The sequence below is a fragment of the Duganella sp. CF458 genome, assembly GCF_900113115.1.
Classification (GTDB): Bacteria; Pseudomonadota; Gammaproteobacteria; order Burkholderiales; family Burkholderiaceae_D; genus Rugamonas.
In genome coordinates this window covers 121,478-142,578 of the sequence record NZ_FOOF01000007.1, presented here as the reverse complement: position 1 = coordinate 142,578, position 21,101 = coordinate 121,478, and the positions used below count along the sequence as shown (strand labels likewise).

General features: G+C 62.1%; 21 protein-coding genes and 1 tRNA gene. 13 read left to right on the top strand and 9 right to left on the bottom strand.

Translation table 11 applies throughout. From position 1 onward, the window contains the following. Positions 1–87: 87 nt before the first annotated feature. From BM269_RS12580 to BM269_RS12555, 6 genes are read left to right on the top strand one after another with little or no spacing between them, the layout of a single operon-like run. Positions 88–1,119 (top strand): LacI family DNA-binding transcriptional regulator, encoded by a 1,032-nt coding sequence (locus BM269_RS12580; RefSeq protein WP_090437359.1) that lies wholly within the window; start codon positions 88–90, stop codon positions 1,117–1,119. 19 nt (positions 1,120–1,138) lie between these two features. Then, complete coding sequence (locus BM269_RS12575) at positions 1,139–2,353, top strand: AGE family epimerase/isomerase (RefSeq protein WP_090437358.1); 1,215 nt, start codon at positions 1,139–1,141, stop codon at positions 2,351–2,353. Then, the gene (locus tag BM269_RS12570; protein WP_090437357.1) at positions 2,346–3,269 is read left to right on the top strand and encodes a carbohydrate kinase family protein; all 924 of its coding nucleotides are present in this window, start codon (positions 2,346–2,348) and stop codon (positions 3,267–3,269) included. Before BM269_RS12575 ends, BM269_RS12570 begins: the two co-directional genes overlap by 8 nt. After that, on the top strand, positions 3,269–5,671 hold the full coding sequence (locus BM269_RS12565) for a GH92 family glycosyl hydrolase (protein WP_090437356.1): 2,403 nt from the start codon (positions 3,269–3,271) through the stop codon (positions 5,669–5,671). The genes BM269_RS12570 and BM269_RS12565 overlap by 1 nt, the downstream gene beginning before the upstream one ends. A 32-nt stretch (positions 5,672–5,703) precedes the next feature. Beyond that, a complete protein-coding gene (locus tag BM269_RS12560; protein WP_229204637.1) occupies positions 5,704–6,960 on the top strand; it encodes a sugar MFS transporter in 1,257 nt (418 codons plus the stop codon). A 52-nt stretch (positions 6,961–7,012) separates the two neighbouring features. Beyond that, positions 7,013–9,397: a glycoside hydrolase family 31 protein gene (locus tag BM269_RS12555; protein WP_170860360.1), complete on the top strand. Its 2,385-nt coding sequence runs from the start codon at positions 7,013–7,015 to the stop codon at positions 9,395–9,397. Between the two features lie 3 nt (positions 9,398–9,400). On the opposite strand, the gene BM269_RS12550 is transcribed toward BM269_RS12555, so the two are convergent. Further along, a tRNA-Pro gene (locus BM269_RS12550) sits at positions 9,401–9,477 on the bottom strand. Positions 9,478–9,569: 92 nt separating this feature from the next. On the opposite strand from BM269_RS12550, the gene arsC reads away from it, so the two are divergent. Next, positions 9,570–9,917 carry an arsenate reductase (glutaredoxin) gene (gene arsC, locus BM269_RS12545; protein WP_090437353.1) on the top strand — a complete coding sequence of 116 codons (348 nt, stop codon included), beginning with the start codon at positions 9,570–9,572 and terminating at the stop codon, positions 9,915–9,917. Beyond that, positions 9,918–10,727, top strand: a complete 810-nt coding sequence (locus BM269_RS12540) for a hypothetical protein (RefSeq protein WP_090437352.1) — start codon at positions 9,918–9,920, stop codon at positions 10,725–10,727. A 32-nt stretch (positions 10,728–10,759) separates the two neighbouring features. Here BM269_RS12540 and ispB read toward each other — a convergent pair whose 3' ends face one another. Continuing rightward, positions 10,760–11,710, bottom strand: coding sequence for an octaprenyl diphosphate synthase (gene ispB / locus BM269_RS12535; RefSeq protein ID WP_090437507.1), 951 nt, complete (start codon positions 11,708–11,710; stop codon positions 10,760–10,762). A 227-nt stretch (positions 11,711–11,937) separates the two neighbouring features. Here ispB and rplU point away from each other — a divergent pair, with 227 nt between their 5' ends. The 4 genes from rplU (at position 11,938) to proB (ending at position 15,011) form a co-directional block, all read left to right on the top strand. Continuing rightward, positions 11,938–12,249, top strand: a complete 312-nt coding sequence (gene rplU, locus BM269_RS12530; RefSeq protein WP_055933037.1) for a 50S ribosomal protein L21 — start codon at positions 11,938–11,940, stop codon at positions 12,247–12,249. Positions 12,250–12,291: 42 nt separating this feature from the next. Continuing rightward, entirely contained in the window at positions 12,292–12,552 is a 261-nt protein-coding gene (rpmA, locus tag BM269_RS12525) for a 50S ribosomal protein L27 (RefSeq protein ID WP_055933040.1), read from the top strand. A 92-nt stretch (positions 12,553–12,644) separates the two neighbouring features. Continuing rightward, positions 12,645–13,754: a GTPase ObgE gene (obgE, locus tag BM269_RS12520; RefSeq protein WP_090437351.1), complete on the top strand. Its 1,110-nt coding sequence runs from the start codon at positions 12,645–12,647 to the stop codon at positions 13,752–13,754. Positions 13,755–13,892: 138 nt separating this feature from the next. Then, complete coding sequence (proB, locus tag BM269_RS12515) at positions 13,893–15,011, top strand: glutamate 5-kinase (protein ID WP_090437350.1); 1,119 nt, start codon at positions 13,893–13,895, stop codon at positions 15,009–15,011. Between the two features lie 108 nt (positions 15,012–15,119). Here the strand turns inward: proB and nth are convergent, their stop codons facing one another. Together nth and rsxB are read right to left on the bottom strand one after the other, a co-directional pair. Further along, complete coding sequence (gene nth, locus BM269_RS12510) at positions 15,120–15,767, bottom strand: endonuclease III (RefSeq protein ID WP_090437349.1); 648 nt, start codon at positions 15,765–15,767, stop codon at positions 15,120–15,122. After that, positions 15,764–16,441, bottom strand: a complete 678-nt coding sequence (rsxB, locus tag BM269_RS12505; protein ID WP_090437348.1) for an electron transport complex subunit RsxB — start codon at positions 16,439–16,441, stop codon at positions 15,764–15,766. Before rsxB ends, nth begins: the two co-directional genes overlap by 4 nt. 115 nt (positions 16,442–16,556) lie before the next feature. Here rsxB and BM269_RS12500 point away from each other — a divergent pair, with 115 nt between their 5' ends. Further along, on the top strand, positions 16,557–17,333 hold the full coding sequence (locus BM269_RS12500; protein WP_229204623.1) for a substrate-binding periplasmic protein: 777 nt from the start codon (positions 16,557–16,559) through the stop codon (positions 17,331–17,333). Here the strand turns inward: BM269_RS12500 and BM269_RS12495 are convergent. From BM269_RS12495 to BM269_RS12475, 5 genes are all read right to left on the bottom strand, one after another. Then, entirely contained in the window at positions 17,330–17,746 is a 417-nt protein-coding gene (locus BM269_RS12495; protein WP_090437347.1) for a DUF6691 family protein, read from the bottom strand. The genes BM269_RS12500 and BM269_RS12495 overlap by 4 nt on opposite strands. Then, positions 17,743–18,174 carry a YeeE/YedE family protein gene (locus BM269_RS12490; RefSeq protein WP_090437346.1) on the bottom strand — a complete coding sequence of 144 codons (432 nt, stop codon included), beginning with the start codon at positions 18,172–18,174 and terminating at the stop codon, positions 17,743–17,745. The genes BM269_RS12495 and BM269_RS12490 overlap by 4 nt, the downstream gene beginning before the upstream one ends. Positions 18,175–18,178: 4 nt before the next feature. Further along, positions 18,179–18,484, bottom strand: coding sequence for an ArsR/SmtB family transcription factor (locus BM269_RS12485; RefSeq protein ID WP_090437345.1), 306 nt, complete (start codon positions 18,482–18,484; stop codon positions 18,179–18,181). Between the two features lie 75 nt (positions 18,485–18,559). Beyond that, positions 18,560–19,795 (bottom strand): polyhydroxyalkanoate depolymerase, encoded by a 1,236-nt coding sequence (locus BM269_RS12480; protein WP_090437344.1) that lies wholly within the window; start codon positions 19,793–19,795, stop codon positions 18,560–18,562. A 208-nt stretch (positions 19,796–20,003) separates the two neighbouring features. Beyond that, on the bottom strand, positions 20,004–21,071 hold the full coding sequence (locus BM269_RS12475) for an NAD(P)/FAD-dependent oxidoreductase (RefSeq protein WP_057261782.1): 1,068 nt from the start codon (positions 21,069–21,071) through the stop codon (positions 20,004–20,006). Positions 21,072–21,101 lie beyond the last annotated feature (30 nt).

Here is a 21,101-nt window from a genome sequence, read left to right as displayed (position 1 = left end):
ATATAAAACCTACCCATGTACAGACGCAAAAAAGGCATAGGCCAAGCCGTCTGAAAGCGCTCAAAAGAAGCGTTTATTAAACTGAATATGGAGACTCTTCATGCACTTGAATTCCCGTCAAAGGGTGCAGCCGTGAGCCTGGTGACCTTGCGCGACATCGCAGAAGCCACCGGGCTGTCGATCGGCACGGTCTCGCGCGCATTGAAGAACCAGGCCGGCATGACCGAGGTCACCCGCAACCAGGTGCGCCAGGCCGCCGAGAAAATGGGCTACGACTTTGGTCAGCTCAAGAAGGGGCGGATCCGCCGTATCGCCTTCCTGTTGCACAGCCAGCACAATACGCTCGCATCAAGCCAGTTCTACTCCCCGGTCCTGCATGGCGCCGAAGCGGCCTGCCGGCGCGAGGGCATTGCCTTGTCCTTTATCGCGGTCGGACCAGCCGAGCCGGTGCAGGGCCTGATTCGCGTGCACCAGCCCGATGCCATCCTGTGCGCGGGCTTCTTCGAGCCGGAAGTACTGGCAGCCTTGCAGCAGTCCGGCAAGCCTATCGTGCTGGTCGACATGCACCGTCGCGGCTTCACCTCGATTAACCCTGACAATGCGCGTGGCGGCTACCTGGCTACCCAGCACTTGCTGCGCTGCGGCCACAAGCGCATCGCGATGATGTCCGGCTCCCTGGCCCATTACAGCATCCAGCAGCGCAACCGCGGCTTCCGCCAGGCGCTGTTCGATGCCAGGGTATTTGCCGATCCGGACCTGGAAGTCATCGTTCCCACCATGGGCGAGGGCGACGACGCCGTGGTGGAAGCCATGCGCAGCCTGCTCAGTCTTCCTAAACGGCCCGACGCCCTGTTTTGCTACAACGACAGCACAGCGCTGATCGCCATGAAGCATTGCTTGAACGAGGGCATGAAGGTCCCGCATGACATTGCGATTGTCGGCTTCGACGATATCAGCAGCGCCGCCGCCGCCATTCCCCCGCTCAGCACCATCCACGTGGACAAGGAAGACCTTGGACGGGCGGGCATCGAACTGCTACTCCAGAAACCCGAAGAAAACACCTCCCAGATAACCATGCCAGTCGAACTGATCGTGCGCGAAAGCAGTTGCGACGACTAGCATTTCCACCAGGCCCAACATGACCAGTCTCCCGAATTTCCGCGACCCGAACGTCCTGCTCGAGCACGCGCGCCACACCATGCGCTTTTACCACCCTCGCGCGATCGATCCGGCCGGCGGCCTTTATCACTACTTCAAGGACGACGGCACTGTCTACGACGCCCGGCACCGGCATCTGGTCAGCAGCACGCGCTTCGTGTTCACTTATTCCATGGCTTACCGCCATTTCCAGGACCCGGCCTACCAGGAAGGCGCGCGCCATGCGCTGCGCTTCCTGCGTGACGTACACCGCGACCCGGAAGGTAGTGGCTACGCCTGGATGTTGAACGGCCATGAAGTGGAGGACGGCACCCAGCATGCCTACGGCCAGGCCTTCGTGCTGCTCGCGTATGCGCACGCCACGATGGCGGGTTTGGAAGAAGCGCGCGCCTGGATCGGCGAAACGTTCGAATTGATGGAAAAGCGCTTCTGGAACGAGCAGGACGGCCTTTACGCCGACGAAGCCTCTCCGGACTGGAGCGTGCTTTCGAGCTACCGCGGCCAGAACGCCAATATGCACGCCTGCGAAGCACTGCTGGCAGCGCACCAGGCCACCGGCGAGCAGCGCTTCCTGGAGCGCGCTTACACTGTCGCTTTCAACATCACCCAGCGCCAGGCGGCACGTTGCGGTGGTTTGATCTGGGAGCATTACGACGCAAACTGGCAGCCGGACTGGCGCTTCAATATCGACGATCCGGAAAACCTGTTCCGCCCATGGGGCTACCAGCCAGGCCATTTCACCGAATGGGCCAAGCTGCTGCTGCTACTGGAAGCGCGCGGCGGGGTGCTGAACAAGGACCCGGGCTGGCTGTTGCCGACCGCGGAGCGCCTGTTCCAGGCTGCGGTGAATAACGGATGGGATGTCGTCCACGGTGGCCTGGCTTACTCGCTGGCACCGGACCTGACCGTTTGCGATCCACATAAGTATTTCTGGGTGCAGGCCGAGAGCACGGCTGCTGCGGCCATGCTGGCCACTCGCACCGGCAAGGCCGAGTACTGGGACTGGTACCAGCGCCTTTGGTCCTATAGCTGGGCCCACCTGGTCGACCACGAGCATGGTGCCTGGTACCGCATCCTGTCCGGCGACAACCGCAAACTGAGCGACGAAAAGAGCCCGGCCGGTAAAGTGGACTACCACACCATGGGTGCCTGCTACGACATCGTGGCGGCGTTGGGAGCGGTCGATCATGCGTGACGCACCACTGATGCTGTGCGCCGGAGAGGCGCTGACCGACATGATTCACCAGGGCGACGAGCGCTGGGTCAGCCGCGTCGGCGGTTCGGTGTGGAACGTGGCGCGTGCGCTGGCGGTGCTGGGCGAACGTACCGCCTTCGCCGGCGCCATCAGCCGCGATCGATTCGGCGATGCGTTGTGGGCGGCCAGCGAGGCTGTGGGCCTGGACTTGCGCCTGTTGCAGCGCGTTGAGCGCTCGCCGCTGCTGGCCATCGTGGAGCAGGGCGAGCCGCCGCGCTATTTCTTTATCGGCGACGACAGCGCCGACCTGCATTTTGATCAGGAGGTGCTGCCGGAATACTGGTCGCGCGACCTGCGCTGGGCGCATTTCGGCGGCATCAGCCTGGCGCGCGAGCCCCTGGCTTCGAACCTGGTGGCGCTGGCTGAAAAGCTGAAGGAGCAGGGCGTGGCGATCAGCTACGATCCTAACTACCGCAACCTGATGGACGAGCGGTATGCCCCGACCTTGCGCAGCATGGCGGAACTGGCCGACGTGATCAAGGTCTCCGACGACGATTTGCGCGGCCTGTTCCCCGGCGTGCCGCTGGACGAGGCGCTGCAGCAGCTGCGTGCAGCCGCGCCCTCGGCGTACTGCCTGCTCACGCGCGGTGGCCAGGGCGCAAGCCTGTTCCATGGCGATCAGCGCGCCGATGCCCGCGCGCCTGCGGTCGCTGTGGTCGATACGGTTGGCGCGGGCGACGCCAGCGTGGCCGGCCTGTTGCACAGCCTTGCGCGCCATCCGGGCCGTGCGCTGCAGTCCCACCTGCACGCTGCGTTGGCTGCCGGTTCCGCCGCCTGCCTCCAGTCCGGAGCAACACCGCCGCCGCCCGCCGCCATGCAGCAGTTATTCGCATTGCTCGAAGGAGAGGTCTCGTAATGAAAGCAATCCGCTTCACACTTTGCTCAGTCCTGCTGGCTGCGTTCGCGCTGCCGCTGGGCGCCGCACCGGCCGAGATGCCGGTCAATACCTTCATCGGAACCCAGGACGAAGGTAATACTTTCCCCGGCGCCTCGGCTCCTTTCGGCATGATCCAGGTCAGCCCGACCGGTGAGCATTACGCCGGATGGCACTACAGCGACGCGCGCATTCGCGGCTTCGGTCATTCCTTCCTGTCCGGCGCCGGATGCTGGGAGCAGGGCGGTCAGCTTTCGGTATTGCCGGTCACCGGCAGCATCGGCCCCGGCGGCGATTTCGATACCAAGAAGGCGGAGAGCTTCAACTACAAGCGCTACGCCGCCAACTACAGCCACGAGGGTGAGGTTGGCCAAGCCGGCTACTACAAGGTGCAGCTCACCAGTTATGGCGGGATTACCGCCGAAGCCACCGCGCTGACCCGCGCCGCCGCCGAGCGCTACACCTTCGCCGCCGGCATCTCCAGCGGCCATGTGCTGCTCAACCTGGGCCAGGCCAACGAACGCCATTCCGTGGTTGGCAGCGAGGTTCGCGTGCTGGACGAACGCAGCGTCGAAGGCAAGATCGTCACCAAAAGCTTCTGCGGCGGTGCCCAATACACCACCTGGTTCCGCATGGTGTTCGACCGGCCATTCGTCGCCAACGGCATCTGGGACGACCGCGGCGGGTGGCCGGGCTTGAAGGGGCCGAGCCAGCAAGGTGACAGCCGCCCACACGGCGTCTGGCTGACCTTCGACCTCAAGAACGGCCAGGCGGTGACGGCGGTCAGCGCGATTTCCCACGTCGATGCGGAAGGCGCGCGCATCAACCTGGAAGCCGAAGGCATGGCGGGCGCCAAGCCGCTTACCTTTGACGCAATGCGGGAAAAGGCGCAGGCTGCATGGCAGAAGGAGCTGGGCAGCGTACGCATTGAAGGCGGCAGCAACGACGACCGCACCGTGTTCTACACCGCCCTGTATCACGCACTGCTGCAGCCGCTGACAGGAAACGACGCCGATGGCCGCTATCGAGGCTATGACGGGGAGCTGCACGCCGCTAACGACTGGACCTACTACGAGTTCTTCTCGTTGTGGGACACTTACCGCGCGCAGAACCAGCTGCTTGCCTTGCTGCGTCCGCAGCGCTCGCGCGACATCGCCAACTCGGTGTTGAAGATCCGCGAGCAGGGTGGTTGGCTGCCGCGTTGGGGCTACGCCAATTTCGACAGCAATGTGATGACCGGCGACCCGGTCACGCCGTTCCTGGTCGACCTGTGGCGCTTCGGCGCACTGAAAGGCCGTGAGCGCGAAGCCTACGTCGCGCTGCGCGAAAATGCTTTCGGCGTGCCGCCATCGCGCATCCGCGCCCAAGGCCGGGCCGGCAATCCAAACTACCTGAGCCAGGGCTTCGTCCAATATGACCGCGGCTTCGTCTCCAAAGGCATGGACATCGACCCCCACCACGGCGCTTCGGCCACGCTGGAATATGCCTTGGCCGACAGTTCGCTGGCGATCATGGCCAAGGCGCTCGGCCAGGCGAAAGATGGCCATTTGCTCGAGCAGCGCGCCCTTAACTGGCGCAAGGTGTGGGACCCGTCGGTGATCGACGCCCCGACCGGGCAACGCGGCTTCCCGCGTCCGCGCGTGTTGGACGGCAGCTGGTTCACCGACCTGAATGGCAGTTACGACCCCCGTGCCGAGCGAGGCTTCCATGAGGGCACGGCCTGGCAGTACCAATGGCTGGTGCCGCAGGATGTTCCAGGCCTGGCAGCGGCCATGGGCGGCCAGGCTAAAGCCTTGCAGCGCCTTGACCAGTTCTTCGATTACGACGTCGTGCTGGCCGATCCGTCGGCCGTACGCAGGTCCTGGGTGGTGGGTGCCTACAGCTACTACAGCCAGTTCCGCTACAACCCGAACAACGAGCCGGACCTGCACGCGCCGTGGATGTATACCCTGATGGGGCAACCGTGGAAAACCACCACTGTGCTGCGCGCAGCGGAAACCCTGTTCGGCAACGGACCAGGCGGGGTCACCGGCAATGACGACCTGGGCACCATGTCGGCCTGGTACCTGTTCAGCGCACTGGGCCTGTATCCGGACACACCGGGCAGCGGGCGCTTCCTGCTGCACGCGCCGCGCTTTGCACGGGCCGAAATCGACCTGCCGCAGGGCCGCACCTTGCGCATCGAAGCACCGGAGGCCAAGCCGGGCGAACGCCGCTTCGTGCAGTCGGTACAGTGGAGCGGTCGCCCGTTGTCGCGCGTATGGCTGGATTGGGAACAACTGCAAAGTGCTGGTACCCTGTCGTTCAAGCTTGCACCGCAGCCTGACACCGCCGGATGGGGCACGCATGGCCGCGACCTGCCGCATCCACCTGCCGGCATGTAACTATAAAAATTGAGGAGACAATCATGGCATCCATGGCACCCAACACCACGCCTGCTGCGCCGCCACAAGCGGCAGGCGGCGCCCGGAACGGAACGAACACCAGCGCGCTGGTCATCGTCACGCTGCTGTTTTTCATGTGGGGTTTGATTACCTCGTTGAACGACGTGCTGATCCCGCACCTGAAGGCGATCTACACCCTGTCCTACTTCCAGGCGATGCTGGTACAGCTCTGCTTCTTTGGCGCCTACTTCATTGTATCGATTCCGGCGGGCGCCCTGATTCGCCGCATCGGCTACCAGAAGGGCGCGGTAGCCGGCTTGCTGATCGCGGCCGGAGGCTGCGTACTTTTCTACCCGGCCTCGTTCGGCGGCTATGGCTTGTTCCTGCTGGCGTTCTTCGTGCTGGCATCAGGCATCACAGTCCTGCAGGTCGCTGCCAATCCGTATGTCACGGTGCTCGGCCCACCGCGCACGGCATCCAGCCGATTGAACCTGACGCAGGCCTTCAACTCCCTCGGCACCACCATCGGCCCCGCCATTGGCGGCTTGCTGATCCTGTCGACCGCCGGTGCGGCAGTGGGGGCTGTCGCCGATGCGGCCACCGTGCGCGGCCCTTACCTGGCGCTGGCCGCTGCGCTGGTACTGCTGGCGGTGCTGTTCTTTGTGGCCAAACTGCCGCAGGTTGCGGACAGCGAAGATGTGTCGCTGGCCGGCGAGGGCCATGGTTCGGCCTGGGCTCATCGCCACCTGGTGCTGGGCGCGATCGGCATCTTCCTGTACGTTGGCGCCGAAGTGAGTATCGGCAGCTTCCTGATCAACTTCCTCGGCGAGTCGCATATCGCCGGCCTGGCGCACGCCGACGCGGCGCATTACGTCAGCATCTACTGGGGCGGCGCCATGATAGGCCGCTTCATCGGGTTCGCGGTGATGCGCGTGGCCAGTCCCGGCAAGACGCTGGCCGTCAACTCGCTGGTGGCGATCGGGCTGGTGCTCGCGGCGACCTTCGGCAAGGGTAGCGTGGCCATGTGGGCGATCCTCGCGGTTGGCCTGTGCAACTCGATCATGTTCCCGACCATCTTCAGCATGGCGCTGCACGGGCTGGGCAAGTACACCGGCCAGGGCTCGGGCATCCTGTGCATGGCTATTGTCGGCGGCGCGCTGGTGCCTTTCGCACAAGGCGCACTGGCAGACGCCATTGGCGTGCAGGCATCGTTCATGCTGCCAGCCGCTTGCTATGCCTTCATCCTTTACTTTGGCGCGAAGTATTCGACCATGTATGCAGCCCAGTAGTGTTGTAGCGGTTTTGGCACTGTGTGCGGCGGGAGCGCTGCACGCGGAAACCGTGGACCGCATAGTGCTGTCGCGCGGCGGCGTGGTGCTCGAAGTATCCGCGCCGGCAAGCGGCATCGTGCGCATCCGCATGGGACGGGGGAAATTGCCGGAAGATGCTTCATGGGCAGTGCCGGCCGCAGCGCGCCGCGCCCGGCTGCCGCTGAAGGTCACGCGCAACGGCGAGGCGGTGCAAGTGAGTAGCGAGAATATCGGCGCACGCATCGACCTGCGCACTTTGCGGACGGACGTGCTCGATGGTGGCGGAAAGCTGTTGCTGGCGGATCTTGCTGGCCGCGCCGCGTTGTCGCCGCAAGGCGGATTCCGCATGCGCGGTCGCTTGAGCAGCGACGACCATATTTTCGGCCTGGGCGACAAAACCGGCACCTTCGACCGCAAGGGCGGTGCCTACACCATGTGGAATTCGGACACCTACAAGTTCACCCAGGCGACCGATCCGCTCTACAAGACCATTCCGTTTTTCATGACGGTGAGCGACCGTGGCCAAGCCTACGGCCTTTTCCTCGACAACACCTGGCGTACCACCTTCGATTTCGGCAAGGCTGAACGCGGTGTGCTGTCGATCAGCGGCGAAGGCGGCCCCGTGGACTACTACGTGATGGCGGGTCCTGCACCGAAGGAAGTGTTGCAGCAATATGCGCACCTGACAGGTACCGCGCCCTTGATGCCGCAATGGGCGCTGGGATTCCAGCAATCCAAGTGGAGTTACAAGAGCGACTCCGAAGTGCGCGCGATCGCGCAGCGCCTGCGCAGTGAACGGATTCCGTCCGATGTCATCTACATGGATATCGATTACCAGGACCGCTCGCGCCCGTTCACCGTCAACCGCGCTGCCTTTCCGGACCTGCGACAGCTTGCGACAGACCTGCGCGGGCAGGGCATGCGCCTGGTCTTGATAACGGATCCGCATATCGCCAACGCGCCCGGGCAGGGTTACGCAGCTTACGACAGCGGCGCGGCGCAAGACCTGTTTCTGAAACTGCCGGGCGGCCAGTATTACTCGGGCGATGTATGGCCCGGCGCCGCGGTGTTCCCCGACTTCAGCCGCGTCCAGGCCCGCCGCTGGTGGGGCGACCTGTATTCCGGATTCGTGCGCGACGGTGTGGCAGGCTTCTGGAACGATATGAATGAGCCTTCCATCTTCAACGTGCCAAGCAAGACCATGCCGCTCGACGTCGAGCACCGGATCGAAAGCGACGACTTCGCGCCGCGACGCACCTCCCATGCCGAACTGCACAACGTTTATGGCCAGCTCAATTCACGCGCCACCTACGAAGGACTGGCCCGGCTGCAGCCCGATACGCGCCCATTTGTGCTGACCCGTGCCACCTATGCCGGCGGCCAGCGCTACGCCGCGACGTGGAGCGGCGATAACGTATCGAGCTGGCAGCATCTCAAAATGGGCGTGCAGCAGCTGGTCAACCTTGGCTTGAGCGGCTTCTCCTACGCCGGCAATGACGTAGGCGGCTACGCTGGCGAACGACCGTCCGCGGAGCTTTTGACGCGCTGGTTCCAGCTTGGCGCCTTCATGCCGCTGTTCCGCGCCCATTCGGAAACTGGCCGGCCAGACCAGGAACCATGGGTGGGGGATGCTGCGCACGTCGACATCCGCCGACGCTTCATCTCGGAGCGCTACCGGCTGATGCCTTACCTGTATGGCGCTGCGGAAGAGAACAGCCGCACCGGCATTCCCATGCTGCGGCCTGTCTTCCTTAATTTCCCCGCCGTGCTGGCGAATGGCGACCGGCTTGGCGGATCGGAGGACCAGTTCATGGTGGGCGGCGACCTGTTGGTGGCGCCATCGCCAACGCTGGAGTCGCCGGGAGACTACAAAGTGGACCTGCCAGGCAAAGGCTGGTACGACTACTGGAGCGGGCAGCGGCTGGATAGCAAAAGCGTAACCGTCACGCCGGACCTCGCCAACATCCCGGTCTACGTGCGCCCTGGCGCGATCATCCCGAAACAGCCCCTGGTCCAAAGCACTGCCATCGTCCCTGAAGGGCGGCTGGAGCTTCACGTCTATCCCGGCACCGACTGTCACGGTGACATTTATGCAGATGATGGCGTCACCATGGCCCATCAGCGAGGCAGGTTCCTGCGCCAGCGCGTTCGATGTGAGGAATCGCCATCTGGCCTGAAGCTGTTGTTCGAGACGCGCGAAGGGAGCTGGCAGCCCTGGTGGAGCGGCGTGGCGCTCCATGTGCATGGGTGGGAAGCCGAGACGCCACCGCAAGCCCATATCGACGGCACTGCACTCGCCGCCTCGGTGGAGCGGGCGCAAAACGCAGCCGTTATCCTGATGCCGGACATCGTCAGCGGGGAAGTCGTCATCAATCCTGGCGCCGGCTATCGGGCGAGCCGGAAACCAATGCAGTGAATCTGGTCGGGGTGAGAGGATTCGAACCTCCGGCCTCTACGTCCCGAACGTAGCGCTCTACCGGGCTAAGCTACACCCCGACTGGTGTAATTAATTCTACACATAATTTTGTGGATTTATCAACACCTTTGCAAATGCTATAGTGCGGCTTTGGATTAACTTCATTTGCACCATGGGAATCACCATTTATCACAACAACTCGTGCAGCAATTCGCGTGGCGCGCTGGCGCTGATCCGCGAGGCGGGCATTGAGCCGGAAATCGTCGAATACCTGAAAGCGCCTCCGTCGCGCGAAGTGCTGGTCGACCTGATCGCGCGTGCCGGCCTGACGGCGCGCGGCGCCATGCGCAACAAGGGAGAGCTGTATGACCAGCTTGGCCTGGGCGACGAATCGCTGCCGGAAGTTAAGCTGGTCGACGCCATGATGGCGCATCCGGAATTGATCAACCGCCCCTTCGTGGTGACCGACAAGGGCGTGCGCCTGTGCCGCCCACCCGAAACGGTCAAAGAGATCCTTTAAGTGCGCAAAGCCTTCGCTACCACTTTGCTTGCGCTGGCGGCCAGTGCGCATGCCGATAGCTCGGAATGCGAGATCCACAAGCTGGCCACCTTCCCATTCCCGCATCGCCCGACGGCGGACCAGGCTGCGGCCCTGAAGGACTGCAGCGCGGACAAGCTGTACTACGGCATCGGCGTACATTTCGATTATGTGAAAGCGCGGCATTGCGCCTTTGCGGCGGATAGCCAGGATGTCCTGATGATGCTGTACGCGAACGGCCTGGGTGTTCCGCGTAACTATGCGGTGGCGAAGATGGCCGCATGCCGTTCCGAACCGACCGAGATTGAAGAGCGCCTGGCCAGGCTGGCACGTATGCAAACCGGTAAGGAAGGTCCGTCACCGAAGATCGATATGTGCGATGACGCGGCGAATAGCCACCTGCAGTCGCGCTGTGCTGCGATCCGGCTGGACTTGATCGACCAGGAACGCAACGCACGCATCGACACCATATCGACGCGCTGGAGCGATGGCGAGAAATCCGCGCTGCAGCAGGTGCGGCGCCAGGCGGCAGAACCGGCGCAAATTGAGGAGATCCTCAGCTCCCTGCTGGATTTCGAGGCCGGAAAGCTGCCGTCCTTCACAACGGAAGATGCCGCCGCTGCCGAGCGTGAAATGAGCCAGATGAAAATCTCGCCTGACAAGCAGCGTGGTTGGCTGGCCTACCGCGATGCGTGGCTGGCGCTGGGCAAGCTGCGCTACCCCTCCGTCGCGCCGCATGCGTGGAAGGCCTATTTCGCCAAACGGCGTATTGCTGCGATCAAGGCGCAGTAAGAAAAAAGGCGCCGTTTTCGGCGCCTTGTTCTTTAGTGGCTGCGGTCCACCGAGAAGCGGGCCAGGTGCAGCAGGGACTGTTTATAGACTCCGTCCGGCACGCCTGCAATCGCGTCGATGGCGCGCTGCGCGGCTACTTCGGCGGCGCGGCGGGTGTAATCGAGTGCGCCGCTATTGGTGATGGCGGCCAGGATGGTGTCGAAGTGCTGTTCGTCGCCGTTCTCGATGCAGGAGCGGACCAGGGCGCGCTGTTCTTCGGTGCCGTTTTCCATCAGCCAGATCAGCGGCAGGGTAGGTTTGCCCTCGCGCAGGTCGTCGCCCACGTTCTTGCCGATTTCAGTCGCATCGCCGGCGTAATCCAGCACGTCGTCGATCAACTGGAAGGCGGTACCCAGCGAGCGGCCGTATTCGCCGGCGGCCGCGATGTCGGCGTCCGACGCACCGGCCACCAGCGCGCCCAGTTCCGCCGCCGCTTCGAACAGCTTGGCGGTCTTGGAACGGATCACCTGCAGGTAGCTTTCCTCGGACACGTCCGGGTCGTGCATATTCAGCAACTGCAGCACCTCGCCCTCGGCGATCACATTGGTTGCATCGGACAGGATCTGCATCACGCGCATCGAATCCAGCGACACCATCATCTGGAAGGCGCGGGAGTAGAGGAAGTCGCCCACCAGCACCGAGGCGGCATTGCCGAACAGCGCATTGGCGGTCTGGCGGCCGCGGCGCATTGACGATTCGTCAACAACGTCGTCGTGCAGCAGGGTGGCGGTGTGAATGAACTCCACCACGGCGGCCAGTTCATGGTGGCCCACGCCCTTATAGCTATAGGCATTCGCTACCAGCAGGACCAGGACTGGTCGGATACGCTTGCCGCCCGCGCTGATGATATATTCAGCAATCTGGTTGACCAGCGCCACTTCCGAGTGCAGGCGCTGGCGGATCACCGAATTGACCGCGTCCATATCGGCGGCAATGGTGCTCATGATGTTGTTCTGGGCGTTGTTCGACAAGGCAAACCTACTGGTAAGGTTGGTAAGAGTGCCGCGATTATACGTTACTCGTTGCCGACATACCACGACGGCCGCCCGTCGACAATACCTTTTGACCGATTTCCAGGAACTATGTATAATCAGCGGTTCCCCGGCTTTTGCCTGTTGTTTTTGGGCGTCGAGCAAGTGGGACTTATTAACAATTTAAGAGGTTTCCAATCATGTACGCGGTCATAAAAACCGGCGGCAAACAATACAAAGTTGCTGCTGGCGAAAAAATTAAAGTAGAACAGTTGCCGGCTGACATTGGTTCCGAAATCACTATCGACCAGGTTCTCGCCGTAGGCGCGGGCGACAGCATCAAGTTTGGTGCTCCTCTGGTTGCAGGTGCATCGGTTCTGGTGAAAGTAGTCGCTCAAGGTCGTCACGACAAAGTACGTATCTTCAAGATGCGTCGTCGTAAGCACTACCAGAAGCGTCAAGGCCATCGCCAAAACTTCACCGAAATCCAAATCGTTTCGATCAACGGCTAATCGCTGTTATCAAGACTCACCGAGCTATCAAGGAGTAACTAAATGGCACACAAAAAAGGCGGCGGTACTACCCGCAACGGTCGCGACTCTGAATCAAAACGCCTTGGCGTTAAAGTGTACGGCGGCCAGACCATCAATGCTGGTGGCATCATCATCCGTCAACGCGGCACCCCAGTGTCCGCTGGCGAAGGCGTAGGCACCGGTAAGGACCACACCCTGTTCGCACTGGTGGACGGCGTTGTGAAGTTCGTGACCAAGGGTCCGGACAGCAAGAAGTACGTTACCGTCATCGCTGCTGCTTAATACAGCGCGCTAACAGGTAAAGTAAGGCGCAAGCCTTCTCTCCAAAAGGCTCTGCCAGTGGTAGGGCCTTTTTAGTTTTAAAGGTGGTTCACATGAAGTTTATTGACGAAGCACGCATCGAAGTTATCGCCGGCAGTGGCGGCAATGGCTGCGCCTCTTTTTGCCGTGAAAAATTCCGTCCGTTCGGCGGCCCTGATGGCGGCGACGGTGGTAAAGGCGGCAGCATCTGGGCGGTAGCCGACCGTAACGTCAATACGCTGGTGGACTATCGCTATTCCAAGATGCACCGCGCCGGCAACGGCGAATCCGGCCGCGGCTCCGACTGCTACGGCAAAGGCGCAGACGATATCTTCCTGCGCATGCCGGTCGGCACCCTGGTGATCGATGAAGTGTCGGGCGAAATCATCGCCGACATGACCGAACACGGCCAGATGGAACTGCTGGCCAAGGGCGGCGAGGGCGGCTGGGGCAACATCCACTTCAAGACCTCGACCAACCGCGCACCGCGCCAGAAGACCGACGGCAAAGACGGCGAACGCCGCGAGCTGCGCCTGGAGCTGAAAGTGCTGGCGGACGTGGGCCTGCTGGGCATGCCGAATGCCGGCAAGTCGACCTTCATTACCGCAGTGTCGAATGCCCGTCCGAAGATCGCCGATTACCCGTTCACCACCTTGCACCCGAACCTGGGTGTGGTGCGCGTGTCGCACGAGAAGTCGTTCGTGATCGCGGACATTCCTGGCCTGATCGAGGGTGCCTCCGAAGGCGCGGGCCTGGGCCACCAGTTCCTGCGCCACCTGTCGCGCACCGGCCTGCTGCTGCACATCGTCGACCTGGCACCGTTCGAGGCGACTGTCGATCCGGTGAAGGAAGCCAAGGCCCTGGTCAAGGAACTGCAAAAGTACGATCCTGCGCTGGGCGACAAGCCGCGCTGGCTGGTGCTGAACAAGCTGGACGTGGTCCCCGAAGAAGAACGCGCCAAGAAGGTCAAGGACTTCGTCAAGAAGTTCGGCTTCAAGGGCCCCGTGTTCGAAATCTCCGCACTGTCCCACGAAGGCACGCAGGAACTGGTCAATGCCATCTACTTGCACCTGGAGCAGCAGCGCTACTCCGAGCAGCGCTCGGAAGAAGTGCAGATGACCGAAGAAGCCCGCGGCATCTCCTCCATCGACCCGGACGACCCACGTTTCAAAGTTCTCGATTAAAATCGAGACAACCTCTTATCTTTGCCGCCCCCTGCCAACCGTGGGGGCGCGCATTGTCTGCGGCAAGCCGGCATCACCCCGCCCGGTGCATCACCAGAAGTTTCACCACCTTTTGTTTGATCAGACTTTTGCCGTCCTATGAATTCGCTTATCCAGAACTCCACCCGCATTATTATCAAAGTGGGCTCTTCGCTCGTCACCAATGACGGCCGTGGGCTCGATCATGCCGCTATCGCCCGTTGGGCCTCACAGATTTCCGCCTTGCGTGCGCTGGGCAAGGAAGTCGTGCTGGTCAGCTCCGGCGCCGTAGCCGAAGGCATGCTGCGCCTGGGCTTCGACAAGCGACCGACGGACATCCACGAACTCCAAGCATGCGCCGCCGTGGGCCAGATGGGCCTGGCCCAGATCTACGAAACCAGCTTCCGCGAGCACAGCATCGGCACCGCCCAGGTGCTGCTGACCCACGCCGACCTGGCCGACCGCGAACGCTACCTGAATGCGCGCTCCACACTGACCACCTTGCTGCGCCTGGGCGTGGTCCCGATCATCAACGAGAACGACACCGTCGTCACCGACGAAATCAAGTTTGGCGATAACGACACCTTGGGTGCCCTGGTCGCCAACCTGATTGAAGCCGATGCGCTGATCATCCTGACCGACCAGCGCGGCCTGTTCAGCGCCGATCCACGCAAGGATCCGGCGGCATACCTGATCACCCACGGCCGTGCCGGCGATCCGGCACTGGAAGCCATGGCCGGCGGCGCCGGTTCCTCGCTGGGGCGCGGCGGCATGCTGACCAAGATCCTGGCGGCCAAGCGCGCCGCCAAGTCCGGCGCGCACACCGTGATCGCCTTCGGCCGCGAAGCCGACGTGTTGACCCGCCTGGCGGGCGGCGAAAGTATTGGTACCGAACTGTCCGCGCAGACCGGCCACCTGACGGCGCGTAAGCAATGGATGGCGGACCACTTGCACACTGCAGGCCAGGTCGTGCTGGATGCCGGCGCGGTGCAAAAGCTGGCGAAGGAAGGTAAGTCGTTACTGCCGATCGGCGTGATCGAAGTGCATGGCGAATTTGGCCGCGGCGCCGTGATCACCTGCGTCGGCGAAGACGGTCACGCCATCGCGCGCGGCATCAGCAACTACACCAGCGCCGAGACGCGCCGCATCAAGCGCAAGCCTTCCGCCGAGATTGAAGCGATTCTCGGCTACGTCGAGGGCCACGAGTTGATCCACCGCGACAATATGGTCTTACTGTAGAACTCGTGTCCCACCATGGGGTCACACCCGAAATGAGACACGAGCTCGACCATTAAATGGAAGAGGCCGTGTCCCGATTCGGGTGTGGCCCCAAGGTGGGACACGGGCTCAGGCGTCGGCGGGGGCGGGGGTCTTGCCTTTGAATTCGCACAGGTCGGCGATGGTGCAGTTCCAGCACTTGGGCTTGCGCGCTATGCAGGTGTAGCGGCCGTGCAGGATCAGCCAGTGGTGCGCGTCCATCAGGAATTCCTTCGGCACGAACTTCATCAGCTTTTGCTCGACGATATCCACGTTCTTGCCCGGCGCAATGCCGGTGCGGTTGGAGACGCGGAAGATGTGCGTGTCCACCGCCATCGCGATTTGCCGGAAGGCGGTATTCAACACCACATTGGCGGTCTTGCGGCCTACGCCTGGCAATTGCTCCAATTCTTCGCGCGTCTGCGGCACTTCGCCGCCATATTGCTCCACCAGGATCTGGCAGGTCGCAATCACGTTCTTGGCCTTGGTCTTGTACAGGCCAATGGTGCGGATGTATTCAGTCAGTTCGTCGAGCCCCAGGTCCAGGATCGCCTGCGGCGTGTTCGCCACCGGGTACAGCTTGCGCGTGGCCTTGTTCACGCCCACATCGGTCGCTTGCGCCGACAGCAGCACGGCGATCAGCAGCTCAAAGGGCGTCGTGTATTCCAGCTCGGTTTCGGGATTCGGATTGGCTTCGCGCAGGCGAGTGAAGATCTCTAGTCGTTTTGCAGGATTCATTTGTCTTGGTTGCCTTCACCGCGTTGGCGGGCGCGTGCCATGGCGGCGGCAATGATCTGGCGCTTGCGTTCCTTCTCTGCCGCTTCGGGGTCATTTTCCGGATTGAGGCGATCCACCGCTGCGGCTTTCGCATGGGCCTTGGCAGCCAGGCGTGCATCGTTCTCTTCGCGCTCGCGGATCAGGCGCGCCAGGCGGAAGTCGTGGCGGTCGCGCGCTTCGTCGGCCTGCGGCTGCGTCCAGGCATCCCATCCGGTGGTCTCGGTGAGCGGGTACATGACGATGCAGTCGACCGGGCAGGCCGGAACGCACAGGTCGCAGCCGGTGCAGTCTTGCGGAATGATGGTGTGCATCTGCTTGGCCGCACCCATGATCGCGTCGACCGGGCAGGCCTGGATGCACAGCGTGCAGCCGATGCACAGCGACTCGTCGATGAAGGCTACCGCGCGTGGGCGCTCGAAGCCATTGACGGGATTCAGTGGAATGACGGGACGCCCGGTAACACTGGATAAACGGCGAATGCCTTCAGCGCCGCCGGGCGGGCATTGATTGATGTTTGCTTCACCGGACGCAATCGCTTCCGCATACGGCCGGCAGCCCTTGTAGCTGCACTTCGTGCATTGGGTTTGCGGCAGCACGTCCTCGATGCGGTCGGCCAGGGTCTTCGGTTCAGTCACGGTCAGAGGCGATACGGTAAAGCGCTATTATCCAATATCTGCGCTGCCTTTGCGGAAGTTGCTTTGCATCAACTTCCATGGGATCATTACTCCTTTTTACACAAGGCGGGTAACCATGCGTGTTGTGCAGGTGATCGGTTGGGGGCTTGGCTTGCTGCTTGGCTGGCAAGGCTTGGCTGTCGCCGGTTCCGCAGTGCGGCTCGCATCGGAAGAATGGCCGCCGTTCATGTCTGCCTCCTTGCCGGACAACGGCCTTTCGGGCGCCTATTCGTTGGCGGTGTTCGCCCGGCTGGGCAGCGCTGCCAGCATCGATTATTACCCGTGGAAGCGCACCCTTGAAGTGGGCATGAACGATCCGCGCTATGCCGGCCTGCTGGCCGTCTGGCGTACGCCGCAGCGCGAAACCCAGTGCCACTTCTCCGCGCCGATCGGCTCCACCATCAATGTGTTGGCGTACCTGAAGGAGGCGCCAGTGATTGCCTCCACCATGCGCGAACTGCGTGATGCCAGGATCGGCATCGTGGCCGGATATTCGAACGGCGAGGAGTTCGATGGCCAGGTGCGGCGCGGCGCGCTGCACGTGCAGGAGGGCGTCAACGACGAGACCAATCTGCGCAAGCTGCTCAGCAAACGATTCGATGCGATGGTGATTGAAAAGCGCGTATTGCGCCATTTGCTCGCTGGCCCGCACTTCACCCGTGCCGAGCGCGAACGCATCGCGTTCTCGGAGAACCTGTTCCACGAGCGCAGCGTCCATATCTGCTTCCAGCGCACCGCCGCAGGTCAGGCGCAACAACGTGCATTCAACGAAGCGGCCCGCGACGTCGACTTGCCCAAGTTCGAACGTGACTACTTGCGCCGCCTCGACACGGACCGCCCCACCGTCAATTAGGCTTTGCGCCGTTCGAAGAGTTCGAAGATTGCCATCCCGCCCAGCATGGCGATGAAGAAAATCCACGGCTTGCCGCCGCCCGTCGCCAGCGAGGTGATGACCGGGCCAGGGCAGTAGCCGGCCAGGCCCCAGCCAATCCCGAAGGCCAGGCTTCCCAGCACGAGGCGGCGATCGATGTCGCGTGCTGTCGGCAGGCTGATCGGAGCTCCGAGGATGGCGCGGGTGCGCTTGCCTGCGACATGAAATGAGACGGTGCCGACCAGCAGCGCCCCTGCCATGACGAATGCCATTGCGGGATCCCACTTGCCGAAGATATCGAGGAAACCCAGCACCTTGGCGGGATTCGTCATGCCTGAGACCACCAGGCCCAGGCCAAAAACCAGGCCGGCCAGCAAGGAAGCGAGCGTGCTCATAGCAGGCCTCGCACCACGGCGACGGTTGCGAAACCGGCTGCCATGAAGGTCAGGGTGGCGGCCAATGAACGCGGCGAGAAGCGGGACAGCCCGCAAATGCCGTGGCCGCTGGTGCAGCCGGAGGCGTAACGCGTGCCTAGTCCGACCATCAGGCCGGCAACCACCAGGGTGCCGGCACCGGCGTCGACTTGTGCCGCCGGCAGCACCGTGAAGGCGCCATAGAGCAGGGGCGCCGCTACCAGCCCTGCCAGGAAGGCGATGCGCCACATGGCGTCGCTGCCGGAACCCGGCTGGTGTGTAAAGGCCTGGCCAAGCAAGCCACCGACGATGCCGCTGATGCCGGCAATACGTCCGTTGAGCAGCAGAAGCATGGCCGCTCCCAGTCCGATCATGATGCCGCCTATCAGCGGCGCATAGTAAGTACTCATTTCCCTACTCCTTTGGACAGTAAAGTTTGTACAGCACTTGTAGTACCGACATCGCTTCTGCGCTGGCTATGCTATAAAAAATCTGCTTGCCTTCGCGCCGCGTGGCGACCAGTCCGGCGTTGCGCAGCACAGTCAATTGCTGCGAAAGGGTTGGTTGGACGACGCCGGTTGCCACTTCCAGTTCGCCCACGGAATGTTCGCCATCGACCAATTGGCAAAGCAGCAGCAGGCGGTCCTGGTTGGACAGGGACTTCAACAGTCCGGATGCGCGTCCAGCGGCGGCCTGCAAGGCAACGGGATCAATCTTCATATTATATAAAAAAGTATAATGTTTGCCGTAATAAAAGCCGGGCACGCGGGCCCGGCCGGCTGGAGGGCAGGCTCCTTAGCCGTGTTTCTTGATGAACGATGAGATGCGAGGGCAAACCATTTCACGCCAGCGGCGGCCGGAGAAGATGCCGTAGTGGCCGGCACCCGGCACCACGAAGTCTTCCTGCATATTGGCCGGAATGCCGGAACACAGGTCATGCGCGGCCTGGGTCTGGCCAGCGCCGGAAATATCATCGAGCTCGCCTTCTACGGTCATCAGCGCTACGTTCTTGATGTCCTGCGGACGCACGAATACGCCATCGACTTCCCAAGTGCCTTGCGGCAGGCTGAAGTCCTGAAACACGGTCTTGATGGTGTCGAGGTAGTACTCGGCCGGCATGTCCAGCACGGCGTTGTACTCGTCGTAGAACTTGCGGTGGGATTCTGCCGGCTCGTCGTCGCCGCGCACGAGGTGCATGTAGAACTCGCGATGCGACTGTGCATGGCGGCCAGGATTCATGGCGATAAAGCCGGCGTGCTGCAGGAAGCCTGGATACACCTTGCGGCCGAAGCCCGGATAGTTAGGCGGCACCGCATAGATCACGGTGTTTTCGAACCAGGAGAACTTCTTTTCCACTGCCAGGTTGTTGACCTGGGTCGGGGATTTGCGCGGGTCGATCGGGCCGCCCATCATCGTCATGGTCTTCGGCAGTTTCGGATCCTTGGCGGTGGCCATCAGCGAAATTGCCGCCATCACCGGCACGGTAGGCTGGCAGACGGAAATCACGTGCAGGTCCGGGCCGAGCCGGCGGATGAATTCCTGCACATACTTCACATAGTCGTTCAGGTGGAACGGACCTTCCGACAGCGGCACCAGGCGCGCATCGATCCAGTCGGTGATATAGACGTCGTGTTCGGACAGCAGCGCCTGCACGGTATCGCGCAGCAGCGTCGCATGGTGGCCGGACAGCGGCGCCACCAGCAGCACGGTCGGCTGCTTGAGCGCCTTGAACTCCTTCTCGCTCAAATCCTTGCGGAAGTGGAGCAGTTTGCAGAAGGGCTTGTTCTCTACCACGCGTTCGTCGATGTGGACTTGCTTGCCATTGACCACAGCCTGTGTGATGCCGAACTCCGGCTTCTCGTATTCCTTGCCCAAGCGGTACATCAGTTCGTAGCCGGCGGCGATACGCTGCGAGAACGGGGTGTGCGCGAATGGCGAAACAGGATTGGTGAACAGCTTGGACGAGGCTTCAGCCCACTGCATCAATGGATGCAGGAGAGAGCGTTGCATTTCGTGCAATTGGTAAAGCATAGTATGTCCCGCTGAAAATTGTGGCAATGCGCAAAGATGATTCAATTATAGGCCATTTATACATGACCTACAGCATTCCGCAGTACCCCCAAGAAAGTACATAATCAAGGGCTAAGACGCTATGATTCCAACATAATACGAGCATGAAAACAAAAAAAGCAGCGTTTCCGCTGCTTTTTTGTAGGATGCGTCCGAAGAATCGGTCGGATCAGTCGAACACCGGGGTTTCGACGCCCAGAACCTTGTGGAGTTTTGGCGACGTGGTGGTGTATTGCATGTGGATCTTCTTGTCCGGGAAGATATATGGTGCAGCGCCGAAAGCGGCCAGTGCGGCTTCGTGGAAGCCCGACAGGATCAGCTTTTTCTTGCCTGGGTAAGTGTTGATGTCGCCCACCGCGAAGATGCCCGGCACATTGGTTTCGAACTTCTCGGTCGACACCACTTTCAGCTGCTTGCGCTCGATGTCCAGGCCCCATTCGGCGATCGGGCCCAGCTTTGGCGACAGGCCGTAGAACACCAGCAGCATGTCCAGCGGCACGCGGCGGGTCACGCCGTCGGCGCCGGTCACGCGCAGTTCGGACAGCTTGTCGTCCTTGGTCTCGATGCCCGACACCTGGCCGACGATCAACTGCATTTCGTACTCGTCGCACAGCTGCTTCATCTTGGCCACGGAAGCCGGCGCAGCGCGGAAATCTTCACGGCGGTGCAGCAGCACCACGGATTCGGCCTTGCCGACGAAGTTCAGGGCCCAGTCCAGCGCGGAGTCGCCGCCGCCGCAGATGACCAGGTTCTTGCCTTCGAACTGGGCCGGGTTCTTCACGCGGTAGAACAGCTGCGAGCCTTCGAAGGCTTCGATGCCGTCCACCTTCATGGTGCGCGGCTGGAACGAGCCCACGCCGGCAGCGATGAAGATGGTCTTGGTGATGAACTTGGTGCCCAGCGAGGTCTCGACGTCGAAACGGCCGTCTTCGCGCTTTTGCACCACGGTCACTTCCTGGCCCAGGTGGTAGGTCGCGCCGAACGGCTCGATCTGCTTCAGCAGGCCGTCGGTCAGTTCCTGGCCGGTGCAGGATGGAATGGCTGGAATGTCGTAGATCGGCTTGTCCGGATACAGTTCCACGCACTGGCCGCCAACGGCGCTGAGCGAGTCGATCACGTGGGCTTTGATCTCCAGCAGGCCGAGTTCGAAGACCTGGAACAGGCCGACCGGGCCGGCGCCGATGATGACTGCATCGGTCTCGTGGAGACCGCCTGGTGGGGTGCTGACGACATTCATAATGATTCTCATTCCATCTGAATAAGCGAA

What these genes read in the sequence shown, in the direction of transcription:
- BM269_RS12580 (WP_090437359.1), top strand. Translation starts at nt 88, where the DNA reads ATGGAGACTCTTCATGCACTTGAATTCCCGTCAAAGGGTGCAGCCGTG.
- BM269_RS12575 (WP_090437358.1), top strand. Translation starts at nt 1,139, where the DNA reads ATGACCAGTCTCCCGAATTTCCGCGACCCGAACGTCCTGCTCGAGCAC.
- BM269_RS12570 (WP_090437357.1), top strand. Translation starts at nt 2,346, where the DNA reads ATGCGTGACGCACCACTGATGCTGTGCGCCGGAGAGGCGCTGACCGAC.
- BM269_RS12565 (WP_090437356.1), top strand. Translation starts at nt 3,269, where the DNA reads ATGAAAGCAATCCGCTTCACACTTTGCTCAGTCCTGCTGGCTGCGTTC.
- BM269_RS12560 (WP_229204637.1), top strand. Translation starts at nt 5,704, where the DNA reads ATGGCACCCAACACCACGCCTGCTGCGCCGCCACAAGCGGCAGGCGGC.
- arsC (WP_090437353.1), top strand. Translation starts at nt 9,570, where the DNA reads ATGGGAATCACCATTTATCACAACAACTCGTGCAGCAATTCGCGTGGC.
- ispB (WP_090437507.1), bottom strand. Translation starts at nt 11,710, where the DNA reads ATGAGCACCATTGCCGCCGATATGGACGCGGTCAATTCGGTGATCCGC.
- rplU (WP_055933037.1), top strand. Translation starts at nt 11,938, where the DNA reads ATGTACGCGGTCATAAAAACCGGCGGCAAACAATACAAAGTTGCTGCT.
- rpmA (WP_055933040.1), top strand. Translation starts at nt 12,292, where the DNA reads ATGGCACACAAAAAAGGCGGCGGTACTACCCGCAACGGTCGCGACTCT.
- obgE (WP_090437351.1), top strand. Translation starts at nt 12,645, where the DNA reads ATGAAGTTTATTGACGAAGCACGCATCGAAGTTATCGCCGGCAGTGGC.
- proB (WP_090437350.1), top strand. Translation starts at nt 13,893, where the DNA reads ATGAATTCGCTTATCCAGAACTCCACCCGCATTATTATCAAAGTGGGC.
- nth (WP_090437349.1), bottom strand. Translation starts at nt 15,767, where the DNA reads ATGAATCCTGCAAAACGACTAGAGATCTTCACTCGCCTGCGCGAAGCC.
- BM269_RS12500 (WP_229204623.1), top strand. Translation starts at nt 16,557, where the DNA reads ATGCGTGTTGTGCAGGTGATCGGTTGGGGGCTTGGCTTGCTGCTTGGC.
- BM269_RS12495 (WP_090437347.1), bottom strand. Translation starts at nt 17,746, where the DNA reads ATGAGCACGCTCGCTTCCTTGCTGGCCGGCCTGGTTTTTGGCCTGGGC.
- BM269_RS12490 (WP_090437346.1), bottom strand. Translation starts at nt 18,174, where the DNA reads ATGAGTACTTACTATGCGCCGCTGATAGGCGGCATCATGATCGGACTG.
- BM269_RS12485 (WP_090437345.1), bottom strand. Translation starts at nt 18,484, where the DNA reads ATGAAGATTGATCCCGTTGCCTTGCAGGCCGCCGCTGGACGCGCATCC.
- BM269_RS12480 (WP_090437344.1), bottom strand. Translation starts at nt 19,795, where the DNA reads ATGCTTTACCAATTGCACGAAATGCAACGCTCTCTCCTGCATCCATTG.
- BM269_RS12475 (WP_057261782.1), bottom strand. Translation starts at nt 21,071, where the DNA reads ATGAATGTCGTCAGCACCCCACCAGGCGGTCTCCACGAGACCGATGCA.